Origin of the sequence: Streptomyces sp. NPDC050732 (assembly GCF_040654255.1) — a bacterium.
Classification (GTDB): Bacteria; Actinomycetota; Actinomycetes; order Streptomycetales; family Streptomycetaceae; genus Streptomyces.
On the sequence record NZ_JBFAHP010000019.1, the window covers coordinates 105,126 to 120,193 of the forward strand.

Sequence of the window (15,068 nt, forward strand, 5' to 3'; positions counted from 1 at the left end):
ATGATCGAGTGATCAACAGCGGCCCCGGGGGCGCCCGTTCGAGTGAGAACGGGCGCCCCCGGGCCGCGTCCTTTCCGGGCAAGTCCACCGGAATCCCTAGCGTGCCCAGTGACCGATCGGCCCCGCCTTCGTTCCCCCGTACGGGGGAGGCAAACTGATCTGAACCGAGGTGTACGCCATGGTGGCCCCGCCGGACAACGACGTGCTGTGGGCACGCGCACTGCACGTCACACACAACGGCTCCCCCGCCCTCACCGGCGTCTCGCTCGGTGTCCGCGAGGGCGAGATCCTCGCTGTCAACGGCCCGCGCGGCTGCGGCAAAACGACACTTCTGCAGTGTCTGTCCGGGCAGCTGCTCCCGCAGCGGGGTGAAGTGTGGTTCAACAGCACCCCCGTCCACACGATGCGCCCGCTCGTCCGTGAACGGCTGCGCCGCGACCGCTTCGGCTGGATCGACCCCGCGCCGCGCCTCGTCCCCGAACTCACGGCCTGGGAGAACGTCGCCCTGCCGCTGATGCTGCGCGGCACCTCCCGCCGGGCCGCCAAGTCCACCGCCCACGAGTGGCTCGACCGTCTCGACATCGGCGCGTGCGCCCGCAAGCGCCCGCACGCCCTCCTCCAGGCCGAACGCCAGCGCGTCGCCATCGCCCGTGCCCTGGTCACCACGCCGTCCGTCCTCTTCGCCGACGAGCCGACCGCTCCCCTGCACCGCGCCGACCGCGCGCACGCGCTGCGCACCCTGACGACGGCGGCCCGCTCGCACGGCATCACCGTCGTCCTCGCCACGCACGACGCGGAGGTCGCGGCCCTCGCCGACCGGACGGTCGCGCTGCTCGACGGCCGGCGTGTGCACACGCTCCATCTGCCCGCCACGGACGGGGTGGCCGAGGGCGGGGGCCAGGCAACACCCCAGGTCGAGGTCGAGGCTGAGGCCGAGGCTCCGGTCGCCTCCTCCCGTACCGTCGACTCCTCCCGTACCGTCGGCGCCGCGAGTACCTCAAGCACCGCAAGTGCTGCAAGTGCTGCAAGTGCTGCAAGTACCGCGAGCACCCCAAGCACCTCCAGCACCTCCAGCACCGACAACACCACGAGCGCCCTCGGGGCCACGGGCACGGTCAGTGCCACCGGCGCGGTCAGCGCCTCCTCCGTCGTCAACGCGGAAGGCCGGGCCGCGTGCTCGCTCTCCGTCTAGCCCGCGGCGCCCACCCGCTCGTCCAGCTGCGGCGCCTCCTCGTCGCCGCCGCGTCCGCAGGCACCGGCTTCCTGCTGCTGTGCACGCTGGCGTACGCGCTGGAGCACCCCGGCGCCGGAGCCGTGCTGCGCCTCGCGTGGTGCCTCGCCCCGATCACCGCCACCGTGTACTTCGCCGTCGCTGTAGCCCGTACCGACCCCGGCACCCGGCCGCGCAGCGGACTCTCCGCGGTGGGCCTCGGCCCCACCCGTCTGATGGTGCTCGCCACGGTCTCCACGGCCGTGGCCTGCGTGCTCGGCTCCATGGTGGCGCTGCTCTTCTTCCTGCACCTGCGCGGCGACGTCTCGGGGCTGCCCTTCGACGGGGCCGCCGCCGAACTGCTCGCCGCCGAACGGCCCCTGCCGCTCGCCGGGGCGCTCACCCTGCTCGCCGTGGTCCCGATCACCGCGTCGGCCGCGAGCGCCCTCGCGCTGCGGCCGCGTCCCGTGCGGGCCACCGGGAAGGAGCCCGGCTCCGAGCCGACGGGAGACACGGACCCGGACGCCCCGGCCCCGCCGCCGAGCGGCCTCCCCTGGGGTGTCGCGCTCCTCGCGGCGGGCCTCGCCGTGGAGACGTACGCGAGCGGCTCCGGCGGCGGTCCTGGCTCCGGCGTCCCCATGCCGGGCGTCGGCGCCGACGGCAGCCCGGTGGGCGTCCTCGCGGGCTGGGCGCTGACCGCGCTCGGCCTCATGCTCGCAGGACCGGGCCTCACCCACCTCTGCGGGCGGCTCCTGCAGTCGGTGCGGCCCGGCGCGATGCGGCTGCTCGCCGGGCGCGTCCTCCAGGAGGAGGCGCGCCGCGTCGGGCGGCCGCTCGGTGTGCTGTGCGCGGTGGCCTCGGCGGCGTACGCCTCGATCGTGCTGTACGCGGGGCCGCGCCCCGAGGTCGGCCCGCTCACCGCGCTCGGCGGGCTGCTCGTCGCGGGGTGCGCCGTGCTGACGCTGGCCACGGCCGCCGTCGAGGCCAGGCAGGCCCGTTCGGAGACGACGGCCGCGCTGCTGCGGCTCGGTGCCCCCGCGACGGTGCTGCGCGGTTCGGCGGCGCTCCGCGCGGGCGCGCTGTTCGCGGTTTTCGCCCCGCTGACCTGGATCGTCGCGGAGTTGGCGGCGCTGCCGCTGGCGCGCTGACGGCCCCTTCGCGGGCGCTCGAAAGTTCGTGGGAAAAAAGTTCGCGGCTGCCGATGAGTTCTGTGTCGAACGGATGTCTAACCCTCCGTAAGGCACACGCACTCACTGGGAGAGACACTCATGTACCAGCAGATGATCTTCGTGAACCTGGCCGTGTCCGACGTCGCCGCGTCGAAGAAGTTCTTCACGGAGCTCGGCTACACCATCAACCCGCAGTTCTCCAGCGACGACTGCGCGTCGGTCGTCATCAGCGACACCATCGTGGCGATGATGCTGAGCAAGGAGCACTACGCGAAGTTCACGCAGAAGGAGATCGCGGACGCCACGAAGACCAGCGAGGCGCTGATCTGTCTGAGCGCCGAGAGCCGCGAGAAGGTCGACGAGCTCGTCGACAAGGCGGTCGCCGCGGGCGGCACGGCCGGTAAGACCCAGGACTACGGCACGATGTACGGCCGCGCCTTCGACGACTTGGACGGCCACAGCTGGGAGATCATGTGGATGGACCCCTCGGAGGTCCAGGGCTGAGCGAGCCCCCGGTGGGTGCCCTGCTTAGCATGGGCGGATGCAGCCGACTCCCGCACGCGCATCCGCCCCGCAACTCCCCGGCGAGGGGCGTGAGATCGACCGTGAGATCGAGACCCTCGCGGAGTTCGACGAGGCCCTCGGCCGCGGGACCCTCGCGGGCCGCCGCGTCCAGGCCATAGACCTGACGGAGCGCACCGCCGCGCTCCTCGCGGCCGATGTGGCGGGCGCCGTCTTCCTCGGCTGCCCGATGCGGGAGGACGCGGCGGCGAAGGTGCGGGCCGGTGGCGCGCTGGTCTTCCCGCCGGTCCCCGGCCTGCCGTTCAATCCGTACCGCGGGCTGCTGTACTCCCCCGAGGACCTGTTCAGAGGCCTCGCCGACGGGGGGTACGAGGCGACACCGGACGCCCACGCGTACGCCTGGTTCCAGGAGACCAAGGCCGACGGCGACGTCTTCTCGTCGATGCTGCGCGCCATCCACGACGACTCGATCTCCGACGCCCTCGACGAAGTCCTCGCCGGTTCCCGCGTGGTGGGCGTCATGGGCGGTCACGCGATGGCCCGCGGCACGGAGTCGTACGCGGGCGCGGCACGGCTCGGGCGCGCGCTGGCCCGCGCGGGCTTCACGGTCGCGACGGGCGGCGGCCCGGGCGCGATGGAGGCGGCGAACCTCGGCGCGTACGCCGCCCCCTACGACGACGACATGCTCGACGAATCCCTCGAACTCCTCGCCAAGGCCCCCTCCTTCGCGCCGTCGGTCACCGAGTGGGCGCGGGCAGCCTTCGCGGTCCGGGAGCGCTGGCCGGACGGCGGTGCCTCGGTGGGCATCCCGACCTGGTTCTACGGCCACGAGCCGCCGAACGCGTTCGCCTCCCACCTGGCCAAGTACTTCGCCAACGCCACCCGCGAGGACGGCCTGCTCGCCCGCTCGAACGCGGGCGTCGTCTTCCTCCCGGGCGCCGCGGGCACGGTCCAGGAGGTCTTCGACAACGCCACCCCCAACTACTACGAGTCGCGCGGCGAACCCACCCCCATGGTCCTCGTCGACCACGCCCACTGGACCGAACACCTCCCGGTATGGCCCCTGCTCCAGTCGCTGGCGCACGGCAGGCCGATGGAGTCGCGGATCGCCCTGGTGGACCGGGTGGACGAGGCCCCGGCCGCACTGCGGAGCCTGGGGGCGGCGATCACGCCGGCCGCACGGCCATGACCGCCGCCACATGACCGCCGTCAGACGAACGACGCCCGCTCCAGCCAGAAGTCGAGCAGTTCGCGCTCGCCCAGGACCTCCACGCGTCCGCCGCCCAGGGACCGTCGGCGGTAGAAGGCGAGCAGCACCTCCGTGAGCGGGCCGCGCAGCGCGACCGTCGCCTTCGCGTGGCCGCGCCGCCAGGTGAAGCCCTCGTCGCCGAACTCGATGAGCCACTCGGCGTCGAGGTCGTCCAGGGCGTCGGTCGCGTGCAGGTGGATGCTGCGTCCCGCGCCCTTGAGCTCCGACGCGCTGTCCTCCGGATCGGTGCGCTGCGCGAGCGCGACGAGGTCAAGCCATTCGTCGATCGCGTCGACGGCGACGTCCGGCTCGACCTCGTACGCGACACCGGCGGCGATGGCCGCGTCCGCGCGGTGGATCACCAGCTCGTGCGTCATGCGCCGGGCCCAGAACCCGGCGCGGTGGTCGCCGGACCACGACCACACGGGGGCGTCGGCGCCGGCGACGCGGAAGGTGTGCGCGCCGAGCTCGGCGGTACGGGCCAGCCAGGCGTCGAGGGCGGCCGGATCGTCGCCCTCGGGGCCTTCGAGTTCCGGGATGTCCTCCTCCGGGATGTCCTTCTCGGCCCGTGTCGCGACCAGGCGCTCGCTCCAGCGCACCGCGCCGCCCGTGTGCCGCACGAGCTCGGCCAGTGTCCAGTCGGGGCAGGTCGGCACGGTCACCGACAGGTCGGCGCCGGTCAGCGTGGTTCTCAAGAGGCCGATCTGCCGGGCGACTTCGTCGCAGTACCGCTCGTGGCTGAGTGTCGTCATGGCCGAACGGTAGATCGACTTCCCGGGAACGGCACCCGTGTTTCCGTCGGCGCCCTCAGCCGAGCACCACCACGTCCTCCGCGTCGAACGCCACGCCCACGGCCTCCCCCACCTCCGGCGCCCGGCGCAGCGCGCACGCCGCCTCCAGGCGCGGCCCCTCCTTCGGCTGCAGATGCACGGCGACGTGGGTGCCGCGGAAGGTGCGCGCCGTCACCGCGCAGGGCAACCCTTCGGCGGCGGGGACGAGCCGCACTCCGGCGGGCCGCACCAGGACCTTCCGCTGTCCGGCCGGGGCGCCCCCGGGGACGGGGATCTTGCCCCACACCGTGTCGGCCGCCCCGCCCGCCACCGTCCCCCGGACGATGTTGTCGAAGCCGAGGAAGCGCGCCACGAACTCGTCCGCCGGGTGCCGCCACACCTCAAGGGGCGTGCCGGACTGGGCGATCCGGCCGTCCCGCATGACGACGACGCGGTCGGCGAGCGCGAAGGCCTCACCCTGGTCGTGCGTGACGGCGAGCACGGTCGTGCCCAACTCGTCGAAGAGTTCCCGCAGTTCGACGACGAGGCGCTCCCGCAGTGAGCGGTCGAGCTGCCCGAGCGGCTCGTCCAGCATGAGCAGGCTCGGGCGGGGCGCGAGCGCACGCGCCAGCGCGACCCGCTGCTGCTCACCGCCGGAGAGCGAGGCCACCGCGCGCTGCTGCGCCTTCGGCAGGCCGACGAGCTCCAGCAACTCGGCGACGCGGTCGGCCTGTTCACCGCGCGAGGCGCCGTGCATACGGAGGCCGAAGGCCACGTTGCCCGCCACGTCGCGCTGCGGGAAGAGCTGGTGGTCCTGGAACATCAGGCCGACGCCCCGCTTGTGCGCGGGCACCCCGCGCTGGTCGCGGCCGCCCAGCAGCACCTGCCCCGCGTCGAGCCCTTGGAGCCCGGCCACCGCCCGCAGCAGCGTCGACTTGCCGCTGCCGCTCGGCCCGAGCACGCAGACGATCTCGTGCTCGCCGACGTCGAGGTCGACGGCGTCGAGCACCGCCCGCGCCCCGAAGCGGACCGTCGCGCCCCGCAGCCTCAGCAAGGGGTTCGCCATCAGAAGTCCCCCGTGGTCCGCTCGGTCCGGACGCGTTCCAGGAGCAGCAGAGACACCGCGCACACCACCATGAGGATCGTCGAGAGGGCCATCGCCTGCCCGTAGTTGAGGTCACCGGCCCGGCCGAGCAGCCGCGCCACGGCGACCGGCAGCGTCGGGTTGTCGGGCCGCGCGATGAAGACGGTCGCCCCGAACTCGCCGAGCGACACGGCGAAGGCGAACCCCGCGGCGATCAGCAGCGCCCGCCGCACCATCGGCAGGTCCACCTCCCGCCAGGCCCGCAGCGGCGACGCCCCGAGCACGGCCGCCGCCTCGCGGAGCCGTCCGTCCACCGCCCGCAGGACGGGCAGCATGGTGCGTACGACGAAGGGCACGCCGACCAGCGCCTGGGCGAGCGGCACCAGGATCCAGGACGACCGCAGGTCGAGCGGCGGCTCGTCGAGGGTGATCAGGAAGCCGAAGCCGACGGTCACCGCCGACACCCCGAGCGGCAGCATGAGCAGTGCGTCGAAACCGCGGACGAGGCGACCCGCACGGCGGGTGAGCGCGGCGGCGGCGAGCCCGCCGATGACGACGGCGATGGCCGTGGCCACGACCGCGTACCGCAGCGAGTTCCAGACCGCCTCGATCGGCGGCACGAGGAAGGCGCCGCCGTCCGCCGAGGTCAGCTCCTTGTAGTAGGTGATCCCGAAGCCGTCGGGGCCGTCGAACGAGCGCTGGATCAGGACCGCCAGCGGCAGCAGTATCAGCAGGGCGACCGTCGCCAGGACGAGGCCGAGCAGCGTCCACTGCCCGGCGCCGTGCGGTCTGCGCGCCACCGCCGAGGCGTCGACGAGCCGCAGCGCGCTCTCGCGGCGCCGCACCGTCCACGCGTGGACGGCGAGGATGAGCCCGACCGCGGCGAACTGCACGAGGGTGAGGACCGCGGCCGTCGGCAGGTCGAGCAGTTGTGCGGTCTGCCGGTAGATCTCCACTTCGAGCGTGGAGTACGCGGGTCCGCCGAGGATCTGCACGACGCCGAAGGAGGTGAAGGTGAAGAGGAAGACCATGAGCGCGGCGGCGGCCACCGCCGGGCCGAGCGCCGGCAGCGTCACGGTCCGCCAGGCCGTCCAGCGCGAGGCACCGAGCATCCGCGCGGCCTCCTCCTGCCGCGGGTCGAGCTGCGACCAGAGCCCGCCGACGGTCCGCACGACGACCGCGTAGTTGAAGAAGACGTGCGCGAGCAGGATCGCCCACACGGTGGTGTCGAGGCGTACTCCCCACAGCTCGTCGAAGAGCCCGCCCCGCCCGATCAGCGCGAGGAAGGCCGTCCCGACGACGACGGTCGGCAGCACGAACGGCACGGTGACGACGGCCCGCAGCAGCCCCTTGCCGGGGAACTCGAAGCGCGCGAAGACGTACGCGCCGGGGAGCGCGATCAGCAGCGTGAGCGCGGTCGACGCGAGCGCCTGCCAGGTGGTGAACCACAGCACGTGCCGGATGTCGGACTGCCCGAGCACGTCCGTGATCCGTCCGAACTGCCAGGCGCCGTCGACATGCAGTCCGCGCGCGACGATCGCCGAGACCGGGTAGGCGAAGAAGAGCGCGAAGAACGCGACGGGCAGGGCCATCAGGCCGAGCCGCGCCGCGCTCCCGCGACCGGCCCCCGCGCGGGAGCGTGCCTTGGTCCCGTCGGCTGCTTCGGTTACTTCAGTACGAGCGAGGTCCACGACTTGATCCACGGCTCGCGGTTGTCGGCGATCTTCTTCGGGTCCATGGTCTGCGGCGCGTCGACCGTCACGCCGTGCTCGGTGAACAGCTTCGGCAGCTTGGTGCCCTCGCGCACCGGGTTCACGAACATCTTCAGCGGCATGTCCTCCTGGAACTCCTTGCCCGCGAGGAAGTCGAGGAGCGCCTTGCCGCCCTTCTCGTTCCTCGCGCCGCTCAGCAGGCCCGCGTACTCGACCTGGCGGAAGCAGGTGCCGGTCGCGACGCCGGTCGGCGCCTGCTTCGGCTGCGGCTCTCCGTAGAGGACCTCTACGGGCGGCGAGGAGGCGTAGGAGACGACGAGCGGCCGGTCGCCCTTGGCCTTCTTGCCGCCGGCGGACCCGGAGAACTCCTCGTTGTAGGCCTGCTCCCAGCCGTCGACGACCTTCACGCCGTTGGCCTTGAGCTTCTTCCAGTAGCTCTCCCAGCCCTTGTCGCCGTACTTCGCGGCGGTGCCGAGCAGGAAGCCGAGCCCGGGCGAGGAGGTCGACGCGTTCTCGGTGACGAGCAGGTTCTTGTACGCGGGCTTGGCCAGGTCCTCGAAGGACTTCGGCGGCGCCAGCTTCTTGTCGGCGAAGTACTTCTTGTCGTAGTTCACGCAGATGTCGCCGCTGTCGACGGGCGTCACCCGGTGCTTGTCCTGGTCGACGCGGAACTCCGGCTTGATCTTCTCCGCGCCCTTGGCCTCGTACGACTGGAAGAGTCCGTTGTCGAGCGCCCGCGACAGAAGCGTGTTGTCGACGCCGAAGAAGACATCGCCCTGCGGGTTGTCCTTGGAGAGGATCGCCTTGTTCACGGCGGCGCCCGCGTCACCGTCCTTCAGGACCTTGACCTGGTACCCGGACCGCTTCTCGAAGTCCTTCAGCACGTCCTTGGAGACGTTGAAGGAGTCGTGGCTGACGAGCGTCACGCTCTTGGAGTCGGACCCTCCGGAACCGCTGTCGGAGCTGCCGCACGCGGAGACCGCGACGAGCCCGACGCCCACCGCCACGGCGGTGAACGAAACCTTCTTGGTGGTGCCCCTGGTGCTCACTGGTTTTCCTCCTGGGTGACCAGGAAGAGACGCGGCCCCGCCCGCGGGCCCGTGGCACGCGGGCAGGGCGCTACAGCTTGAGTGATGCCCGAACTTCCTACCCAGAATGACCTGGGCGAGGTTCAGAGGGTCTGCGGCCCACCTGTCCGAGGTGCCGCACTCTCAGCGCTGTGGCGCTCCCCTGTCGGAATATGCAGATGTGTGCACGCCCTCCCACGAGGGAGTACGCCCGTCAGACTACCTCTCGGCCGCGGCGAGCTGGCCGCACGCTCCGTCGATCTCCTGACCCCGGGTGTCCCGAATCGTGACCGGCACACCATGGGCGGCGATGGCCTCCACGAACGCCTTCTCGTCCTCGGGCCGCGAGGCCGTCCACTTGGAGCCCGGCGTCGGGTTCAGCGGAATCAGGTTCACGTGGACCGGCTTGCCCTTGAGCAGCCGGCCGAGCCGGTCACCGCGCCATGCCTGGTCGTTGATGTCCCGGATCAGCGCGTACTCGATGGAGAGGCGACGGCCCGACTTCGCGGCGTACTCCCAGCCGGCGTCGAGGACCTCCCGCACCTTCCACCGCGTGTTGACGGGCACGAGCGTGTCGCGCAGCTCGTCGTCCGGCGCGTGCAGGGAGATCGCGAGGCGGCACTTGAAGCCCTCGTCCGAGAACCGGTGGATGGCGGGCACGAGCCCCACCGTCGACACCGTGATGCCGCGCTGCGAGAGCCCGAGGCCGTCGGGCTCCGGGTCGGTGAGGCGCCGGATGGCACCGGTCACGCGGTTGTAGTTGGCGAGCGGCTCCCCCATCCCCATGAAGACGATGTTGGAGAGCCGGGCGGGCCCACCCGGAATCTCCCCGTCCCGCAGCGCGCGCATGCCGTCCACGATCTGGTGCACGATCTCACCGGTCGACAGGTTCCGGTCGAGGCCGGCCTGTCCGGTGGCGCAGAACGGGCAGTTCATGCCGCACCCGGCCTGCGAGCTGATGCACATGGTGACCCGGTCCGGGTACCGCATCAGGACCGACTCGACGAGGGTCCCGTCGAAGAGCCGCCACAGCGTCTTGCGGGTCGTGTCGTCGTCACAGCTGATGTGCCGCACCACGGACATCAGGTCGGGCAGCAGCGCCTCGCGGAGCTTGTCGCGCGCACCGGCGGGGATGTCGGTCCACTCGGCCGGGTCGTGCGCGTACCGCGCGAAGTAGTGCTGGGACAGCTGCTTGGCACGGAACGGCTTCTCGCCGATGGCGGCGACGGCTTCCTTGCGCTCGGCGGGCGTGAGGTCGGCGAGATGCCGCGGGGGCTTCTTGGCACCGCGGGGCGCGACAAAGGTGAGTTCTCCGGGTACAGGCATGGTCCTTCCAGTGTCGCAGACATACGACAAGGGGCTCGCCGCCCTGTGGACAACGAACCCCTCACGCACATCTACGCAGGTCAGCCCTGGTGTCACCCGGAGCCGACAAAGACCACGAGCAGCAGCCAGACCACCGGCGCCGTCGGCAGCAGCGAGTCCAAGCGGTCCATGATGCCGCCGTGGCCCGGCAGCAGCGTGCCCATGTCCTTGATGCCGAGGTCCCGCTTGATCATCGACTCGCCGAGGTCGCCGAGCGTGGCGCTCGCCGCGACCGCGAGGCCGATCAGCAGCCCCTGCCACCACGTCCCGCCGTCGATCAGGAACTCCATGCAGAGCGCGCCCGCGGCCATCGCGAAGGTGACCGCGCCGACCAGGCCCTCGCGGGTCTTGCCGGGGCTGATGCGCGGCGCCAGCTTGTGCTTGCCGAAGCGCCAGCCGATCGCGTACGCGCCCGTGTCGCTGACCACCGTGAGGAGCAGGAAGGTGAGCACCCGCTGCGGACCGTCGTCCGCGGCCAGCATCAGCGCCACGAACGTGGCGAGGAAAGGCACGTAGAAGGCGGCGAAGACCCCCGCCGTGACGTCCTTCAGATAGCCGTCGGGCGGCTCGGTCATCCGCCAGACCAGCACGGCGAGCGCGGTGAGCGCCATCGCTACCCACGCACCCTCGGGCCCGCGCACGTATCCGGCGACGACCATCGCCGCGCCGCCCACCGCGAGCGGCACGAGCGGCGCCTTGATGCCCTTGCGCTCCGCCAGACGGGAGGTCAGCTCCCAGAGGCCCACCACGACGGCGACCGCTATGACGCCGATGAAGACGGCCTTCACGATGAACAGCGACGCGACGATCACCGCGCCGAGGCCCACGCCCACCCCTATGGCCGCCCCGAGATCCCGGCCCGCGCTCTTCTTCTGCGGTGCCGCCGGGGCGGGCTTCGGCTGTGGTGCGCTGGGCATGGGCTCCTGCGGAGGCTCGTCACGGAACAGGGGGCCGCCCATCCGAGTGGCCCCCCGGTCGTCGTCCTGGTCTCCGCCGGTCACGGGTACGTCGGGCACGATGGGCATGGGCTGCGTCTCAGACGGAAACAGCGCGTCCTGCGCATCGTACGCGGGACCTGGCGGGGTCGCCCCCTGACCAGGCCCCTGATCGGGCGGCCCCCAATACCCGGCTCTGGGCGGCGCCTCCCAGGAAGAGTCGTTCACGGATCGGTTTCCTGATTCCTCGGACTCGAGCCTCGGCTCAGACTTCGAGCAGCTCGGCTTCCTTGTGCTTGAGCAGCTCGTCCACCTGGGTGGCGTACTTCGACGTGAGGTCGTCGAGGTCCTTCTCGGCACGACGGCCCTCGTCCTCACCGATGTCGCCGTCCTTGATCGCCTTGTCGAAGGCCTCCTTGGCCTTGCGGCGGATCGACCGGATCGAGATCTTGGAGTCCTCGGCCTTGGTCTTGGCGACCTTGATGAACTCCTTGCGGCGGTCCTGGGTGAGCTCCGGGAAGGTCACCCGAATGATGTTGCCGTCGTTGCTCGGGTTGACGCCGAGGTCCGAGTCCCGGATCGCCTGCTCGATGTTGCGCAGCGCGGTCTTGTCGAACGGGGTCACCACGGCCATCCGCGGCTCGGGCACCGAGAACGAGGCCAGCTGGTTGATCGGCGTCAGCGCGCCGTAGTAGTCAGCCACGATCTTGTTGAACATCGCCGGGTGCGCACGGCCGGTGCGGATCGCGGCGAAGTCCTCCTTGGCGACCACGACGGCCTTCTCCATCTTCTCCTCGGCCTCGAGGAGGGTCTCTTCGATCACCACTTGCTCCTGCGTGTCTTTGAGTGGCCCGGCTAGCACGGGGCGGCCGGCTGCGTCGCGTCTCTTTCCTGCACGGTGTCCGACCGGCAGGGCTTTGTCCATCCCTCTCAAGTGACGGCTCGCGTCCGTCTCTTGAGAACTGGCCCAGGTCGTTCGGGTCAGGCCCGGTTTCCCTGGTCGCCCACGAGTGTGCCGATCTTCTCACCCTTGACGGCCCGGGCGATATTGCCCTCGGAGAGCAGCTCGAAGACCAGGATGGGCAGCTTGTTGTCCCGGCACAGCGTGATCGCCGTCATGTCGGCGACCTTCAGGTCGGCCGTGATGACCTCGCCGTAGCCGAGGGAGTCGAACTTCACCGCGTCGGGGTTGGTCTTCGGGTCGGAGTCGTAGACCCCGTCCACGCCGTTCTTCCCCATGAGCAGCGCCTCGGCGTCGATCTCCAGGGCGCGCTGCGCGGCGGTGGTGTCGGTGGAGAAGTACGGCATGCCCATGCCCGCACCGAAGATGACCACACGGCCCTTCTCCAGGTGGCGCACGGCCCGCAGCGGGATGTACGGCTCCGCGACCTGCCCCATGGTGATGGCGGTCTGGACGCGGCAGTCGATGCCTTCCTTCTCCAGGAAGTCCTGCAGCGCGAGACAGTTCATGACGGTACCGAGCATGCCCATGTAGTCGGAGCGGGCCCGGTCCATGCCGCGCTGCTGAAGCTCCGCGCCGCGGAAGAAGTTGCCGCCGCCGATGACGATGGCGATCTGGGCACCGTCACGGACGACGGCCGCGATCTCGCGGGCGATGGCGTGCACCACGTCGGGGTCGACACCGAGGCCGCCCCCACCGGCGAACGCCTCGCCGGAGAGCTTCAGCAGGAAGCGTCCGGCGACTTTGCCGTCGTCACTCTTCGAGTCGGCCTTGGTGGTCATGTGGTTCTCGCTTCTCTTACTAGGCACACATACGAAGAAGGCCACTGCCGGTGGGGTGTTGTTCGCATCCCATGCTCGGCAGTGGCCTCCTCGTCAGATCCTGCGGTCGTACGTCGCGCACGAGGACCGTGCGCGGGCGACCGCTGTCGACCCTAGCGGGGTCTACCGTCGATCGCGGTACGGACTCAGATGCCGACCTTGATGCGCGAGAAGCGCTTCAGGGTGACACCGGCCTCGGCGAGAACCTTCTCGACCGACTTCTTGTTGTCCAGCGCGTACGGCTGGCCGAGAAGGGTGGCCTCCTTGAAGAAGCCGTTGACGCGACCCTCGACGATCTTCGGGAGGGCGGCCTCGGGCTTGCCCTCGGCGCGGGTGGTCTCCTCGGCGACGCGACGCTCGGTCTCGACGACCTCGGCCGGGACGTCCTCGCGGGAGAGGTACTTCGGCGCGAAGGCGGCGATGTGCTGGGCGATGCCCTTGGCGACGTCGGCGTCGGCCTTGTCCAGCTCGACGAGGACACCGATCTGCGGGGGCAGGTCGGGCATCGTGCGGTGCATGTACGCGGAGACGTAGGCGCCCGAGAACTGCGCGAAGCGGTCCAGGACGATCTTCTCGCCGAGGTTGGCGTTGGCCTCGTCGACGTACGCCTGGACGGTCTTGCCGGCCTCGATCTCGGACGCGAGCAGCGCCTCGATGTCGGCCGGGGAGGTCTTGGCGATGTGGGCGGCGAGGTTGTTCGCCACGGCCTGGAACTTGTCACCCTTGGCGACGAAGTCCGTCTCGCACTTCAGCTCGACGATGACACCGGAGGTGTTGTCGTCGGCGATGAGGGAGACCACGGCGCCGTTCTCGGCGGAGCGGCCCTCGCGCTTGGCGACGCCCTTCTGGCCCTTGATGCGGAGCGCCTCGACGGCCTTGTCGACGTCGCCCTCGGCCTCGTCGAGCGCCTTCTTGCAGTCCATCATGCCGGCGCCCGTGAGCTCACGGAGCTTCTTGACGTCGGCGGCGGTGTAGTTCGCCATGATCGAAAATTCTCTCTCGAAGTCTGAAAGATCTACGGAGGTCTACGGGTGAACGGCGGGGGCCGATCGGGCCCCCGCCGTCAACTACCGAACCTGTGAGGTCAGGCCTGCTCGGCGTCCGCGGCCGGGGCGTCCGCGGCGGGCGCCTCGGCGGCCGGGGCGTCGGCGACCGGAGCCTCGGCAGCGGCCTCGGCCGGCTTCTCCTCGGCCTTGGGGGCCTCGGCGGCCTCCTCGGAGTCAGCCTTCTTCTCGCCTTCGAGCAGGTCGCGCTCCCACTCGGCGAGCGGCTCGCCGGCGGCCTTCTCGCCCGGCTTCTGGTCGCCCGTGGCGACGCCGGAACGGGCGATGAGGCCCTCGGCGACGGCGTCGGCGATCACGCGGGTGAGCAGGGTGACGGAGCGGATCGCGTCGTCGTTGCCCGGGATCTTGTAGTCGACCTCGTCGGGGTCACAGTTGGTGTCGAGGATGGCGACGACCGGGATGTTGAGCTTCCGGGCCTCGCCGACCGCGATGTGCTCCTTCTTGGTGTCCACGATCCAGACGGCGCTGGGCACCTTCTGCATCTCGCGGATACCACCGAGGGTCTTCTCCAGCTTGGCCTTCTCGCGCGAGAGCACGAGAAGCTCCTTCTTGGTGAGGCCCGACGCGGCGACGTCCTCGAAGTCGATCTGCTCAAGCTCCTTGAGGCGCTGCAGACGCTTGTAGACGGTCGAGAAGTTGGTGAGCATGCCGCCCAGCCAGCGCTGGTTCACGTAGGGCATGCCGACGCGGGTGGCCTGCTCCGCGATGGCCTCCTGCGCCTGCTTCTTCGTGCCGACGAACATGACCGTGCCGCCGTGGGCGACGGTCTCCTTGACGAACTCGTAGGCGCGGTCGATGTACGACAGCGACTGGAGCAGGTCGATGATGTAGATGCCGTTGCGCTCGGTGAAGATGAAGCGCTTCATCTTCGGGTTCCAGCGACGGGTCTGGTGACCGAAGTGGACGCCGCTTTCCAGCAGCTCCCGCATCGTGACGACGGCCATGGCCGTTCTCCTTGAGATTCTCGGTTGTGCCGCGTGTGCCGGACGGCACTCGCGCCTGACGCCCGCTGTGCGCCTTGCCCGCGAGGGACCGAGGGGCGCTGACACCGGCTTTTTCAGGACCTGGTGTCGGGGCGTGCGAAGTCGACCCGGTGACCCGGATCGCCACAAGAAGTGTACGGGACCCGCGGGGCGGCG

At 70.8% G+C, this 15,068-nt stretch carries 13 protein-coding genes, 1 pseudogene and 1 riboswitch; of the genes and pseudogenes, 4 read left to right on the plus strand and 10 right to left on the minus strand.

Annotated features, from left to right (window positions below; all coding sequences use genetic code 11):
• Positions 1 to 178: 178 nt before the first annotated feature.
• The 4 genes and pseudogenes from AB0H82_RS19165 to AB0H82_RS19180 all read left to right on the plus strand — a co-directional run.
• A pseudogene (locus AB0H82_RS19165) lies at positions 179 to 868 on the plus strand (ATP-binding cassette domain-containing protein); the annotation flags it as partial.
• Between the two features lie 305 nt (positions 869 to 1,173).
• A complete protein-coding gene (locus AB0H82_RS19170) occupies positions 1,174 to 2,358 on the plus strand; it encodes a hypothetical protein (RefSeq protein WP_362994184.1) in 1,185 nt (394 codons plus the stop codon).
• Positions 2,359 to 2,478: 120 nt separating this feature from the next.
• A complete protein-coding gene (locus AB0H82_RS19175; RefSeq protein ID WP_362994186.1) occupies positions 2,479 to 2,883 on the plus strand; it encodes a VOC family protein in 405 nt (134 codons plus the stop codon).
• Positions 2,884 to 2,920: 37 nt separating this feature from the next.
• Entirely contained in the window at positions 2,921 to 4,090 is a 1,170-nt protein-coding gene (locus AB0H82_RS19180; RefSeq protein WP_362994188.1) for a Rossmann fold nucleotide-binding protein, read from the plus strand.
• 20 nt (positions 4,091 to 4,110) lie between these two features.
• Here the strand turns inward: AB0H82_RS19180 and AB0H82_RS19185 are convergent, their stop codons facing one another.
• The 10 genes from AB0H82_RS19185 to rpsB all read right to left on the minus strand — a co-directional run bounded on the left by AB0H82_RS19185 (position 4,111) and on the right by rpsB (position 14,873).
• Positions 4,111 to 4,902, minus strand: coding sequence for a maleylpyruvate isomerase family mycothiol-dependent enzyme (locus AB0H82_RS19185; RefSeq protein WP_362994190.1), 792 nt, complete (start codon positions 4,900 to 4,902; stop codon positions 4,111 to 4,113).
• A gap of 55 nt (positions 4,903 to 4,957) precedes the next feature.
• Positions 4,958 to 5,986 (minus strand): ABC transporter ATP-binding protein, encoded by a 1,029-nt coding sequence (locus AB0H82_RS19190; RefSeq protein WP_362994192.1) that lies wholly within the window; start codon positions 5,984 to 5,986, stop codon positions 4,958 to 4,960.
• Positions 5,986 to 7,596, minus strand: a complete 1,611-nt coding sequence (locus tag AB0H82_RS19195) for an iron ABC transporter permease (protein ID WP_362994265.1) — start codon at positions 7,594 to 7,596, stop codon at positions 5,986 to 5,988. The genes AB0H82_RS19190 and AB0H82_RS19195 overlap by 1 nt, the downstream gene beginning before the upstream one ends.
• A 74-nt stretch (positions 7,597 to 7,670) precedes the next feature.
• Positions 7,671 to 8,765, minus strand: coding sequence for a thiamine ABC transporter substrate-binding protein (locus AB0H82_RS19200; protein WP_362994194.1), 1,095 nt, complete (start codon positions 8,763 to 8,765; stop codon positions 7,671 to 7,673).
• 76 nt (positions 8,766 to 8,841) lie between these two features.
• A riboswitch (TPP riboswitch) is annotated at positions 8,842 to 8,958 on the minus strand.
• 44 nt (positions 8,959 to 9,002) lie between these two features.
• Positions 9,003 to 10,109, minus strand: coding sequence for a 23S rRNA (adenine(2503)-C(2))-methyltransferase RlmN (rlmN, locus tag AB0H82_RS19205; protein WP_362994196.1), 1,107 nt, complete (start codon positions 10,107 to 10,109; stop codon positions 9,003 to 9,005).
• A gap of 92 nt (positions 10,110 to 10,201) precedes the next feature.
• On the minus strand, positions 10,202 to 11,311 hold the full coding sequence (locus AB0H82_RS19210; protein ID WP_362994198.1) for a phosphatidate cytidylyltransferase: 1,110 nt from the start codon (positions 11,309 to 11,311) through the stop codon (positions 10,202 to 10,204).
• Between the two features lie 37 nt (positions 11,312 to 11,348).
• Positions 11,349 to 11,906 carry a ribosome recycling factor gene (frr, locus tag AB0H82_RS19215; RefSeq protein WP_362994200.1) on the minus strand — a complete coding sequence of 186 codons (558 nt, stop codon included), beginning with the start codon at positions 11,904 to 11,906 and terminating at the stop codon, positions 11,349 to 11,351.
• Between the two features lie 158 nt (positions 11,907 to 12,064).
• A complete protein-coding gene (gene pyrH / locus AB0H82_RS19220) occupies positions 12,065 to 12,826 on the minus strand; it encodes a UMP kinase (RefSeq protein WP_362994202.1) in 762 nt (253 codons plus the stop codon).
• 185 nt (positions 12,827 to 13,011) lie between these two features.
• On the minus strand, positions 13,012 to 13,848 hold the full coding sequence (gene tsf / locus AB0H82_RS19225; RefSeq protein ID WP_150172735.1) for a translation elongation factor Ts: 837 nt from the start codon (positions 13,846 to 13,848) through the stop codon (positions 13,012 to 13,014).
• A gap of 101 nt (positions 13,849 to 13,949) precedes the next feature.
• Entirely contained in the window at positions 13,950 to 14,873 is a 924-nt protein-coding gene (rpsB, locus tag AB0H82_RS19230) for a 30S ribosomal protein S2 (RefSeq protein ID WP_362994204.1), read from the minus strand.
• Positions 14,874 to 15,068: the final 195 nt, after the last annotated feature.